General features: G+C 40.2%; 16 protein-coding genes, 1 tRNA gene and 1 CRISPR repeat array. Of the genes, 7 read left to right on the top strand and 10 right to left on the bottom strand.

Annotated features, from left to right (window positions below; translation table 11 throughout):
- Positions 1 to 182: 182 nt before the first annotated feature.
- On the bottom strand, positions 183 to 500 hold the full coding sequence (locus tag ACKPEB_RS15745) for a hypothetical protein (RefSeq protein WP_408965883.1): 318 nt from the start codon (positions 498 to 500) through the stop codon (positions 183 to 185).
- A 266-nt stretch (positions 501 to 766) separates the two neighbouring features.
- Between ACKPEB_RS15745 and ACKPEB_RS15740 the strand changes: the two genes are divergently transcribed.
- From ACKPEB_RS15740 to ACKPEB_RS15720, 5 genes are all read left to right on the top strand, one after another.
- Positions 767 to 1303 carry a hypothetical protein gene (locus tag ACKPEB_RS15740; RefSeq protein ID WP_408965882.1) on the top strand — a complete coding sequence of 179 codons (537 nt, stop codon included), beginning with the start codon at positions 767 to 769 and terminating at the stop codon, positions 1301 to 1303.
- 11 nt (positions 1304 to 1314) lie between these two features.
- Complete coding sequence (locus ACKPEB_RS15735; RefSeq protein ID WP_408965881.1) at positions 1315 to 1755, top strand: hypothetical protein; 441 nt, start codon at positions 1315 to 1317, stop codon at positions 1753 to 1755.
- A 6-nt stretch (positions 1756 to 1761) separates the two neighbouring features.
- The gene (locus ACKPEB_RS15730; protein WP_408965880.1) at positions 1762 to 2040 is read left to right on the top strand and encodes a hypothetical protein; all 279 of its coding nucleotides are present in this window, start codon (positions 1762 to 1764) and stop codon (positions 2038 to 2040) included.
- Positions 2041 to 2197: 157 nt separating this feature from the next.
- Positions 2198 to 2785, top strand: coding sequence for a hypothetical protein (locus tag ACKPEB_RS15725; RefSeq protein ID WP_408965879.1), 588 nt, complete (start codon positions 2198 to 2200; stop codon positions 2783 to 2785).
- 81 nt (positions 2786 to 2866) lie between these two features.
- The gene (locus tag ACKPEB_RS15720) at positions 2867 to 3433 is read left to right on the top strand and encodes a hypothetical protein (protein WP_408965878.1); all 567 of its coding nucleotides are present in this window, start codon (positions 2867 to 2869) and stop codon (positions 3431 to 3433) included.
- Positions 3434 to 3474: 41 nt separating this feature from the next.
- Here ACKPEB_RS15720 and ACKPEB_RS15715 read toward each other — a convergent pair whose 3' ends face one another.
- Complete coding sequence (locus tag ACKPEB_RS15715; RefSeq protein ID WP_408965877.1) at positions 3475 to 3705, bottom strand: hypothetical protein; 231 nt, start codon at positions 3703 to 3705, stop codon at positions 3475 to 3477.
- Between the two features lie 177 nt (positions 3706 to 3882).
- On the bottom strand, positions 3883 to 4110 hold the full coding sequence (locus ACKPEB_RS15710) for a hypothetical protein (RefSeq protein ID WP_408965876.1): 228 nt from the start codon (positions 4108 to 4110) through the stop codon (positions 3883 to 3885).
- A gap of 249 nt (positions 4111 to 4359) precedes the next feature.
- On the opposite strand from ACKPEB_RS15710, the gene ACKPEB_RS15705 reads away from it, so the two are divergent.
- Positions 4360 to 4632, top strand: coding sequence for a hypothetical protein (locus ACKPEB_RS15705; RefSeq protein WP_408965875.1), 273 nt, complete (start codon positions 4360 to 4362; stop codon positions 4630 to 4632).
- 341 nt (positions 4633 to 4973) lie between these two features.
- On the opposite strand, the gene ACKPEB_RS15700 is transcribed toward ACKPEB_RS15705, so the two are convergent.
- The gene (locus ACKPEB_RS15700; RefSeq protein WP_408965874.1) at positions 4974 to 5516 is read right to left on the bottom strand and encodes a hypothetical protein; all 543 of its coding nucleotides are present in this window, start codon (positions 5514 to 5516) and stop codon (positions 4974 to 4976) included.
- 413 nt (positions 5517 to 5929) lie between these two features.
- Between ACKPEB_RS15700 and ACKPEB_RS15695 the strand changes: the two genes are divergently transcribed.
- Positions 5930 to 6003, top strand: a tRNA-Met gene (locus ACKPEB_RS15695).
- A 210-nt stretch (positions 6004 to 6213) separates the two neighbouring features.
- On the opposite strand, the gene ACKPEB_RS15690 is transcribed toward ACKPEB_RS15695, so the two are convergent.
- From ACKPEB_RS15690 to ACKPEB_RS15665, 6 genes are all read right to left on the bottom strand, one after another.
- Positions 6214 to 6450 (bottom strand): hypothetical protein, encoded by a 237-nt coding sequence (locus tag ACKPEB_RS15690; protein ID WP_408965873.1) that lies wholly within the window; start codon positions 6448 to 6450, stop codon positions 6214 to 6216.
- Between the two features lie 175 nt (positions 6451 to 6625).
- Entirely contained in the window at positions 6626 to 6874 is a 249-nt protein-coding gene (locus tag ACKPEB_RS15685; protein ID WP_408968916.1) for a hypothetical protein, read from the bottom strand.
- A gap of 595 nt (positions 6875 to 7469) precedes the next feature.
- Positions 7470 to 7898, bottom strand: a complete 429-nt coding sequence (locus tag ACKPEB_RS15680; protein ID WP_408965871.1) for a hypothetical protein — start codon at positions 7896 to 7898, stop codon at positions 7470 to 7472.
- Between the two features lie 627 nt (positions 7899 to 8525).
- On the bottom strand, positions 8526 to 8714 hold the full coding sequence (locus tag ACKPEB_RS15675) for a ribbon-helix-helix protein, CopG family (protein ID WP_408965870.1): 189 nt from the start codon (positions 8712 to 8714) through the stop codon (positions 8526 to 8528).
- A 55-nt stretch (positions 8715 to 8769) separates the two neighbouring features.
- Positions 8770 to 8991 carry a hypothetical protein gene (locus tag ACKPEB_RS15670; protein ID WP_408965869.1) on the bottom strand — a complete coding sequence of 74 codons (222 nt, stop codon included), beginning with the start codon at positions 8989 to 8991 and terminating at the stop codon, positions 8770 to 8772.
- Between the two features lie 69 nt (positions 8992 to 9060).
- The gene (locus ACKPEB_RS15665) at positions 9061 to 9627 is read right to left on the bottom strand and encodes a KilA-N domain-containing protein (RefSeq protein WP_408965868.1); all 567 of its coding nucleotides are present in this window, start codon (positions 9625 to 9627) and stop codon (positions 9061 to 9063) included.
- A 122-nt stretch (positions 9628 to 9749) separates the two neighbouring features.
- A CRISPR array of direct repeats spans positions 9750 to 10147; the repeat unit is 34 nt; unit sequence GTTTCAATTCCTGATAGGCATTAAAAGGAATTTC.
- Between the last annotated feature and the right edge of the window lie 187 nt (positions 10148 to 10334).

Here is a 10334-nt window from a genome sequence, read left to right as displayed (position 1 = left end):
AACCTAATCTAACACAAGTTTCTAGTTGGGTGTCAAGCGTTTTTAAAATATCGTGCTACGCTGGGTATGTTGCTCGGTTTTTCATCTCACCGTTAACCCAAAGGGTGTAACGGGAGTCTTCAAACCGAGGTCTTAGATAATTCAGTGGTCGCTTATGAGCTTTATATGGTCTGCAATAATCGCTAAGACTCCCCGTCCTCTTCCTTCTCTAACTCTTGAATATAATCAAATACAACCCCAATCTGATACAGTTGCTCCTGTAACGTTACGATAGCTTTTGCAGCGTCAACCGCCATTCTTCCGTGAATATGAGTTCCGGCTTTGGTTAGTTTGGCACAAGCTTTTGTCGGATCGGGGTTTTGACTTGCTTGCCCGTAGGCTTTGGCTGATACGTTCGTTGAGTGCGCTGCGATCGCTGTCAATCCACTTAAAATCGCCACTAATTCCTTTTGTCTTGCCTCAAGCTCCCGTTTATATTTCTCTCGATTTTCTTCAATCATTGTTTTAGCTACCTCTGCCCTCTCTGCTTTTAATTCTTCCGTTAGTTCCTGCCATATAGGTTGCTTTCTCCATATTCTAATGGCTTTCTCATTTACACAAACTCGTCTGGCAACCTCTCTATTACTTAATTCGGGGTTGTCAAGTAAAATTAAAACCGCTTTTTTTACTTCTTCTAACTTAACTGGTTTAATAACCTTTCCGCAATTTTCCGCAATAACAACATCTTTAAGTTAGCATAGCTATAACACCCTTCACAACTTGATTTATGGTTAAACCTAAAATTACTGAAACCGATGTCTCGAAATTAATCCCTGATCCGAATAATGCTCGGAAAAGAACACCACTTTCAGCAAGCGTTATCAGGAAATCGTTAGAACAATTTGGGGCGGCTCGTTCTATTGTTATTGATGAAAACGATGTGATTAGGGCTGGCAATGGCACTTATGAAGAAGCGGGTCAGTTAGGAATTGAAAAAGTTTTAGTCGTTGAGGCTGATGGCAATACGATTGTTGCTGTTAAGCGTCGGGGATTGACTGAGGAACAATGGAAACAGTATGCGATCGCTGATAATACGGCTTCTGATTTTAGTACATGGGACTATGAAATATTGGAGGAGTTGGCTCAGGAGATAGATTATTCTGAATTTTTCCCTGATGATAAATTGAATGAATTGTTGGAGTCGTTGGGCAAAAGGGAATCTACCGAATTGACAAGCGATCCTCCTGAATCATCTGATCAGGAAAGTGAGACAGGTAAATCTGAGTGTATCTGTCCTAAGTGTGGGTTTAGTTTTAACAAATAATCAATCAAAATATGCAGTTCAATATTACCTTAAACACCGACGACTCCCGTAACGGATTCTTAGAAATAAATTCCTATGTCAACAATGAGAAACATTATTTCTACGTTACGGGTAAAAACCTGTGGCTATTCTTAATGGATCTAATCATTTCTAAAGCGAACAGGGAATACAATGTGACTCCATCAGAGTTAGATCGTGAAAACTGGATTAATCAAAATTCTGTTTTTCACTTTGCATACTGGACTGTATTTAAGAACAGCGAAACCTTATTTGTTGAATACAGTGGATCGGGAATTGTGGGTCATTGGCAGTTGATTCAATTAAAATATAAATCTGAATTAGAGCAAATTCAAAAGGAACTTGACGATTATGCTAAGTGTCTTAAAATCTACTATTACAAAGAATTTCTGTACAACGCATTAACAACCCTATGCCCTAATCTGTTTGATTGACAACCTATGATTAAACGTGAATTATATTTGATAGATAGTTTAGTGTTTACCGAGACTAGAAAGCACTTAGACGACTTGCAAAAGAAAATTATCTTGATGTTACTGGAAGGTAAAAAGTATAGTGAAATTGCTGAAAAGCACGGTTATGATGAGGGATATATAGGGGATAAAAGCAGGTATCTATTTAAAATTTTGTCTCAACAGGTAGGGGAAGAGGTTAATAAATATAATTTCTGTTGGGTGTTAGAAAGGTTTTCTGAGAGTAGAAATATTGTTATCGGTTAGCTGTTTAAAGTGGAGACAATCAAAGGGGTTTTTCTCATTAAATTAATCGATCTAATTGTACCCAATCAACAATAAAAATGTTATAATGTTAATAACAATTGCCCTTCGCGGTGTCATTAGCACCCAAGGGCTGTAAACCTACATAGCAGGTATCACGATGTCAAATTTTAGCAAAGAACTGGCTTTAGCCGCAGAAAGTCTTCAAAATAACTTTCCAATTAACTTTGATGCTGTATGGGTACAATTAGGATACACCTGCAAATGGACTGGGGTAAGGTTTCTGAAAAGTAAATTTTGCGAGGGTAGCGATTTTATCTGCACCGAGTACAATGATATTCTGACAATGTACAAGGCTCCCGTTGTGGCAGGAAAGCCCTATTCTATTTGGCTGTCAACGAATTGCTTCTCTAAACTCAGAGCAATGAAAGAGGGTAAAAAGGTCACAGAAAGAAAGGAAAAACTTATTCAGAAAAAAATCCATGCTCAACTAGGCGGAAAATGTGAAGTTATTACACCAGCAGGAAAAATAGACCTACTTACTAAAACAGAATTAATTGAAATTAAAGAGGCAAAAAACTGGAAAGATGCGCTAGGAAAAGTTATCGCCTATGGTTGCTACTACCCATCTCACAACAAAGTAATTTACCTGTTTGGAGCGTGTCATTGGGATTTTCAGCAAATAGTCCAAGACGTTTGCTCTAAAAACAATGTGAAAGTCGTATGGATGGATGACGAAAACGAGTAAACACCCACAAGGTTAATCGGTCTCCATCTTTTAGTGGAGACCAGTCAGGGAGGGAATTACAGCTATTGTGATAAGTTCTATATGACGGTAGATTGTTTCAAGGAAATGGGGATGATGCTACCCAATGGCAAGGGCAAGGAGATCCGCCGTTATTTCCTTGAGTGTGAGCGCGAACTCAAAAAAGTTAAAACCCAAACTCACACTATCTCAGACAAGCCAACACCCCATGAAATTTTTGATTTCGTGACGATGGTACTGAGTATCACCGAACTCGATAAAAATCTAATCGCAGCGTCCGCAGCCAACTATGTCGCCAAATATTATCCCGCACTCCGCCCATCGGCTGAGGAGTTGAAAAAGGAATTAGTTGTTAAGACATCAGAACAACTCCTCACCCCTACAGAAATCGGGTTAATTCTTGAGCAACGCACGGGTATCAAACACAGTGGGCGACGGGTTAACCAATTGTTAGCTGAGAATGGATTGCAAGCACCCAACCCCAACGGCAAAGACCCCGCATGGCTGCCTACTCCCAAGGGATCGGAATTCTCAAAACTGTTACTCGCTGCACAAAAGGGAGTCAAGGATGCAACTCGTCAACATCTCCAATGGTTTGAGTCTGTTGTTGGGATGATCGAGAAAGCGTAGAACATCAAAAAGCCCAGGATTTAACCCCTGGGCTTTTTGAATTATTGGGATTTTTTTCGAGAATCTAGCCAATCCTGAAACACAGATAGATCAGAGCACCATATCTTAGAAGTGTTATAAACCATCCCTGGGTATCCAGCAAATGATATCCCTTCTTTTGTTGTAATAAGCGCATAATAGAAACCACCCCACTCATTCTTTATGAAATCTTCGTAACTTCCTTCTATTGCCTCTACAGGCTGCCCGGTTTTAAGGTCTATTAAATATTTCATTGCATTTCCTTTAGTAAGTTGTTGACAATATCACTCCTGCTCCCCATCCCCTCGGCTACCAGGGCATCGAGTTTACTTAATAGCTCTGGTTCTATGGTGAAGCTGGTTTTAACCCTTTTAACGGCTCCTATTGGCTTTCTGCCAGCACTGGGGTAGGAACCGCCTCTTCCGATATATTTACTCATCCCCAAACCGTGCTTTGAGGTAGTTGGACAATGATTGGGCGATTTCACGTTGCATTTCTGCTTTTGTGATGTTTTTATGAGCTTCGGCAAATTCGTCAATGTCAGCCCGGACTCGGTTGTATTCGGCTTGCAGTTCGGCTGTAGGTGCGCTTAAGCGGATATTGGTCATTCCGTCTTCTTTGTAGTTGCCTAAAAAGTATTGTAGTTGTTGGCGTGTCACGGTGTTTTCCTCTGTGTTGTTTTTCATATTCTAGTTATATCATAGGGGTTTTAGATTTGTCAAGTATTAATCTAAAATTTTTTCTAGCACTGGATTGGACACCAAAAAGCACGGGTTTTAACTCCGTGTCTTTTGGTTGTTGGGAGTGCGATCGCTATCTCTAAAAAAATTTCCCTTACCCCCTTGACATCCTTACGATTAATCTTGTACAGTATTAAGTGTAAGGAAACAACACAGAGGACAAATCAAATGACATTCACCCGCAAAAGCACAAAACAAGGTCTTGACATTATTACAGAATGGAACGTAGACCAAACCACCGCCCGAAAAATTATCAAAAATTTGAAAGTGACAAGAGGTTCTTGGGAGTATACCAACGTTAAATTCCCATTAACTCAAGCAATCAAGACCGGATCTGAAACCGCTACATTCTACACAGAAGGTTTGTCAACTGGTCAAATAGCCAACAAGTTATATGGAATCCTGGGTTATGAGTCAGAACTGGTAACAGAAACGGAGTAGCAGTTTAGTCAACAACCAAGCCACCGAGTCAAATCCGGTGGCTACAAAACAAAAATATGCAATGCCCAAATTGTGACGTTCTAATGTGGCTTGACGGGTTTAGAAAGGGTCGTCAAGCCTACAAATGCCCTAAATGTCATAAACAACTTATAAACCCCGCAGAACAAAGGAAAACAGGTAGACCCAGTGGGACGGGAAAGGGTCGAACCTGCACACTCTGTGATAAACCTCATTTCTCTGGGGGTCTATGCCAGATGCACTATCGAAGGGAGAAAAGGAAGAAATAGTGCGATCGCCACCAATTAAAAAGGGTACAGGTTTAGTCTGTACCCTTTCATTATTTAAGCCCAACTTCCAGCCAAGAATAATTCCTGTTCTTCAATTAATGCCCATTCCCGTCTATCCTCAGCCAACCAATTGATAGTCGCTGCGTAAGCTTTATAAAACTTATCGCGTTTCTCCTCTAAGGTCAGTTGCTCCTGTCCGAACGCTAATCTAAACCAGTCTTCTAGTCCAACATCTAATAGGGCATCTAACAACGCCTCGGCTTCAGGTTTACCTCTTTTTGCTGCTAGTCTGATTAATTGCCGAAAATCCTGAAGACTGATAGTGTCAGCAACAGTAGTCCCTCTTGCAGATCCTAACACTTCAACACTGGATGCGACCCCGTTAAATCCCCACTTGATAAGGGTTTCAGCATCTTTACCTTTCCCCGATGCTACCCCGTTTATAGTCCGTGTTACCCAATCTTTGCCATAGCCCAATGCTCGTGCTGATCCAACTTTTCCAACCCGAAACTCACCGGATGGCAATCTGTATCCGTCAACCTCAACCCCTTCACAAAATTTAACCGTAGCTCGCTCTGCTCTGATAATATTATTCATGTGGTCAATTCCTATTTATTGATTACTGCCTCTGGGTGTTAACGCGCCGCGAGAGGCAATTGTTAATATTAATTATAACGTTTTTATTGTTTGATTGTGTTAAAATACAGTAAAATTATTAAAAGTTTTGGAGTTGAAAATATGGAGAAAATAGATCCTAATAACCTGCCTGATGGTAAAGTTTTTGTCTGCAAAAACGGGGAATTGTTGACAGGGGAGATTTGAAGAGATTTATCAACCTGATCATTACACCCTATTTAACTAGATGATGATGAATTAAAGTCTTTTGTTGAACTATATCTTGAATTGATTTTGATGTTGTACTATAACCACAAACGCGACGGTGGTGAATTAGATCTCACAAGTGACTCACAATACTAGACAATGATCTATCTCTGTGTTATAATGTCAGTGCGACGGCAGTGAATTGGAGTTCACGAGTGGCTCATAACCACTAGATAGGTGGGTTCGACTCCCCCGCGTCGCTTTTAAATTCTTAACAAATACAACAAAAGCACAGGGACAACCCCGTGCCTTTTGTTATTGGTGTGCGATCGCACAATCCCAAATTAATTAAACTTTGTTAGGTATTGTATTTAGGAATATAGTGCCGATCATTTGGTAGTATCTCCTCAACTTCGATGCTCTCAATTCCAGCAGAGTAAAGCAACACGAACTTAGACTCTAATGAGGAAGCCTAAAACGATAGCTCATAGTCAATTGATCGTTCATAATCGTCAGCGAACCTAGCGTTCGCTGCGTTTCTTTCGACTTGTTCTTGAGTATTTGTAGTTCCTATATGCGGAACTACTGCAAACAGTTCTTCACAAAGTTGTTCAAAACGAGCGTGCTGCTCGTCTGTCATGTCGAATAGCAGGGGGAGTTTTTCAAGCTCCATATTGATTTCTTGAAATCTTCGCTCATACATCGTCATTGTTTTGTCCTCTGTGTTGTTTCATATACTTTTAATTAAAACAGAATACTTTTGATTTGTCAATAGGTAATCAAAAGATTTTAATAGGATGTTGGATATTAAAAGGCACAGAATCAACCCCGTGCCTTTTGGTTATTGGTGTGCGATCGCACAATCCCAAATTAATTAAACTTTGTTAGGTATTGTATTTAGGAATATAGCGCCGATCATTTGAGAGGATCTCCTCAACTTCGATGCTCTCAATTCCAGCAGAGTAAAGCAACACGAACTTAGACTCTAATGATCCTTCCGCCGCTTTTCTGGACTGATATTTTTTTACCCCTATAGGGTCTGGACTCCATGCGTTAGGTCTTGTTCTCATTTTTGTCTTGTAAACGGGGGTTCCATCTCTTAACCCCTTGATCACAAAGTATGATTCTTTCATGTTTTTGGTGTGCGATCGCTACATCGCCCTCAGTAGTTTGTTAACAATATCGCTCCGACTTCCCTCTCCCTGAGCTACTAAAGCATCCAACTTACTCAATAGCTCAGGTTCTACGGTGAACGAGGTTTTAACTCGTTTGACGGCTCCTATTGGCTTTCTGCCACTGTTGGGGTAGGAGCCGCCTCGACCGATGTATTTAGTCTTCATCTGATGTCAAAATCTCAATATCGGGTTCTATTGATTTGATGATCCTTTTCAAGTCCAACAAAACCTTCCTGGGATCGATTTTTGCATCTCGTAAAAAAATTTCCATGTCGTTTGCGCTACGAGTTGGGAGGTCGTCAAGATTCCCGTAGTCGTTAATACCAGGTTTTCCACTAAGTTCCGACACCCTTTCCGACAATAACGGATCTTGAGGAATCAGGTTGTTTTCGCAATAACCCTTTACTATTTTTCTTAGTAAAGGGTACGTTTCATTATTGGTTGTTATTGCGACCGAGTTTTTATTGGCGGTCAGTCTTACCTTCATAGTTTTCTTTTGTAATTTAGTTTGCTTGACCCCTAGCCGTTTGATGTTTGGCTAGGGAGGGGGATTTTAGAACACTGTGTCTAAAACCAGTTTTTTGACTTCTGGGGTATTGTGCGCCGTTTCGGAAAAGACTTGTTTGATGGCATCGTCCTTGTCCCACCCGTCATTTAAAAACCACACGAGACTATCCACTAAAGATTGAATAGATTTAGCAGTTTTTTGGTTAAGTTGACTATTGCTAGTGATCAAAAATTCAAGGGGTGTTCCCTCAAACTGGATTTGTTTGGCGGTGTATTTTGGATTGTTGTCTCTGTCGTAGTCGTGAAGGTCTATTTTGATATTTTCAGGGAAATCAAAAGCAGGATCGGCATCTCTCAACATCAGAGCTAATTCGATAGTCGGCAGGTCATTTGAGAATGTGAAACCTAGAACCCGAAGTCTCCGCGTCATTGTCACTCTGTCTTTTGCTTGGGCTTGTGTTGTTGCGTAAGTCATGGCGTTTTCCTCTGTGTTGTTTTTCATATTCTAGTTATATCATAGGGGTTTTAGATTTGTCAAGTATTAATCTAAAATTCTTTTGGGGGTAAGATTTGGACATCAAAAAGCACGGAATCAAACCCCGTGCTTTTTGGGTGTTATTGGTTATCGAACCTCAATACTTTCAGGTGTTTTGCCATTTATCATAAAATGATCAGTCTTCATTTTATGAAGACGACTCCACGTTTCCGGGTCTGTTGCCCATAGTATGAGATGTCCATCTTCATAGTGACACTCTTCATGTATCCCTCTCCATCGGGGATGCCCGATAGGATTGATCCATTCATCATTTGTCAAAATTTTCAAAATCATGACTTGTCCCTGTGCTTTTGTTGTTATTGGTGTGCGATCGCTGCTTATTTATTCTCTAATTCATTGACCTTCGCCAAAGCGTCGTCAAAGCTTACAAAAAAACTTGACGAACTGCTACTAGGGACAATCCGGTTTTCAGTTCTGTCCAAAATCGTATGACGATTATCTCCGATAGTGTTTGACTCTAAAATGTAATAACGTTTCGTGTTGTAGACACAAGACGACATCAGAGACCACGCCATTGTGTTTTTTATCGTTTTAGTAGACATGATTTTAATCCTTTGTATTTCGTAGTAATCGATTGATAATGTCGCTCCGGGTTTCCCCTGTCTTAGCTGCTAAAGCGTCGAGTTTCTCTAGCAGGTGTTTCTCAATGCAGATGCTAGTTGTCACCCTTTTAGACTCGCCTAATAGGGGTCTACGGGCATTTTGCCTGTATCCCCCACGCTTGTCATTTTTCATCGTTTTAACCCTTTAGTTGACCCCTAGCCGTTTAATGTGTGGCTAGGGGAATTTGTTAAAGTCTGGCAACTTTACGGGTTAAATCCTCGAATCTTGTCACATAGTCCGATTTTTTAGCCGATCTTAACTCTGAAGCTGTTGGAATTCGAGCCGCATTGATTCGTTGCTTGATAGCTTCGTTTCGTTCTTTCATTGAAGAAAAGGCTACTGGATACCAGGTATTTTGAAAGCCATCGCTTGTTTCGTTCGCGTAGTGATTCATTATTGCATAATACATGACGTTTTCCTCTGTGTTGTTTTCTATGATCTAGTTATATCAAGTATCTTTTGATTTGTCAATAGGTAATCAAAAGATTTTTAATAAGACGTTGGACATTAAAAAGCACGGGGTTTGATTCCGTGCTTTTTGGGGTGTTGAGGGCGATCGCTCTAAATATTCTCCCTCTTCAAGGCTCCAGTGAGCGTATGTTTCAACCATCTCAAAGCGGTCATCAATGGCTATGGCATGATCAACATCAAGTCTAAGGTCTAATAAGATTTCCTGCATTCTCTCAAATGGGTCAATGTCCAGGGAAGTTTTACCATCAGACATCAGCACAAAAATATGGGCATTGCACCAGCGATGGAATTCGGGGCTGATCCACTGAGCCAATAGAATAGCAATCTCAGGGTGTCCCCAACTCCCTTGATTTTTAGCGTTGCCGCCTTTGACAACTTCAATAATTTTCGATGCCGGAATCCCGGCATCGCGCTCCATGACCTTGATGTAGTCTTTTGTTTCCTTCAGAGCCAAGAAGTGACTCAACTTTTTCCCGTTAGCTTTGCACATCCCGGTTAAGTCAATATGTCCATCACTTCTAACCGAAATAGGACTCCCGTTATATTGCGCTAAAATCTTGGTATCATTATTCATTAGTTGACCTCTGACACAGGTTTACTCACGTCCCCAGATGTTCCAAGCATCGTGGGGACACTTGTTATAATTATATCAATTTTTAATAGATATTGGAATTAATTTAAAGGGCTAAAAGCTAAGTTTCAATTCCTGATAGGCATTAAAAGGAATTTCAAGCTATTGGCAGTGGTACGTCAAAGGGGTACTGACAGTAGTTTCAATTCCTGATAGGCATTAAAAGGAATTTCAAGAATGTGAAGGTTCACCGACACGGGAAAGCAAAAATGTTTCAATTCCTGATAGGCATTAAAAGGAATTTCGAGGTATAAAATTCTATTATTTCATTATCATTAATTTTGTTTCAATTCCTGATAGGCATTAAAAGGAATTTCGAGTGTGGCTTTACGCTTTGATATTGGTGAGATATGGGGTTTCAATTCCTGATAGGCATTAAAAGGAATTTCAAGCAATGGTGGTAAAATCCGGTGCGCTCAAACATTCTAAGTTTCAATTCCTGATAGGCATTAAAAGGAATTTCAAGTCTTCAATCCCTTTAAATCAGAGATTGAATTTTTAACTCATCGTAGTTTCAATTCAGATTTTATTATATCCCACTTTCTCAACAATTTCAATCTGTCCATCGGCAATTTTTTCTAATAGGTCAGCAAGGTTCATATTCATCTCGTCAAGAATTATAGTTAACCGTTCTTTAGTCCCTTGGGTCA

This window comes from Planktothrix sp. (genome assembly GCF_046067725.1).
In the GTDB taxonomy this organism is placed as follows: Bacteria; Cyanobacteriota; Cyanobacteriia; order Cyanobacteriales; family Microcoleaceae; genus Planktothrix.
This window is presented reverse-complemented; position numbering and strand designations above follow the sequence as displayed.

Bases quoted from the DNA above. Each gene is read 5' to 3' on its own strand.
- ACKPEB_RS15675 (WP_408965870.1), bottom strand. From the start codon at position 8,714: ATGAAAAATGACAAGCGTGGGGGATACAGGCAAAATGCCCGTAGACCC.
- ACKPEB_RS15690 (WP_408965873.1), bottom strand. From the start codon at position 6,450: ATGACGATGTATGAGCGAAGATTTCAAGAAATCAATATGGAGCTTGAA.
- ACKPEB_RS15735 (WP_408965881.1), top strand. From the start codon at position 1,315: ATGCAGTTCAATATTACCTTAAACACCGACGACTCCCGTAACGGATTC.
- ACKPEB_RS15670 (WP_408965869.1), bottom strand. From the start codon at position 8,991: ATGTATTATGCAATAATGAATCACTACGCGAACGAAACAAGCGATGGC.
- ACKPEB_RS15715 (WP_408965877.1), bottom strand. From the start codon at position 3,705: ATGAAATATTTAATAGACCTTAAAACCGGGCAGCCTGTAGAGGCAATA.
- ACKPEB_RS15745 (WP_408965883.1), bottom strand. From the start codon at position 500: ATGATTGAAGAAAATCGAGAGAAATATAAACGGGAGCTTGAGGCAAGA.
- ACKPEB_RS15665 (WP_408965868.1), bottom strand. From the start codon at position 9,627: ATGAATAATGATACCAAGATTTTAGCGCAATATAACGGGAGTCCTATT.
- ACKPEB_RS15725 (WP_408965879.1), top strand. From the start codon at position 2,198: ATGTCAAATTTTAGCAAAGAACTGGCTTTAGCCGCAGAAAGTCTTCAA.
- ACKPEB_RS15730 (WP_408965880.1), top strand. From the start codon at position 1,762: ATGATTAAACGTGAATTATATTTGATAGATAGTTTAGTGTTTACCGAG.
- ACKPEB_RS15720 (WP_408965878.1), top strand. From the start codon at position 2,867: ATGACGGTAGATTGTTTCAAGGAAATGGGGATGATGCTACCCAATGGC.
- ACKPEB_RS15685 (WP_408968916.1), bottom strand. From the start codon at position 6,874: ATGAAAGAATCATACTTTGTGATCAAGGGGTTAAGAGATGGAACCCCC.
- ACKPEB_RS15705 (WP_408965875.1), top strand. From the start codon at position 4,360: ATGACATTCACCCGCAAAAGCACAAAACAAGGTCTTGACATTATTACA.
- ACKPEB_RS15740 (WP_408965882.1), top strand. From the start codon at position 767: ATGGTTAAACCTAAAATTACTGAAACCGATGTCTCGAAATTAATCCCT.
- ACKPEB_RS15680 (WP_408965871.1), bottom strand. From the start codon at position 7,898: ATGACTTACGCAACAACACAAGCCCAAGCAAAAGACAGAGTGACAATG.
- ACKPEB_RS15700 (WP_408965874.1), bottom strand. From the start codon at position 5,516: ATGAATAATATTATCAGAGCAGAGCGAGCTACGGTTAAATTTTGTGAA.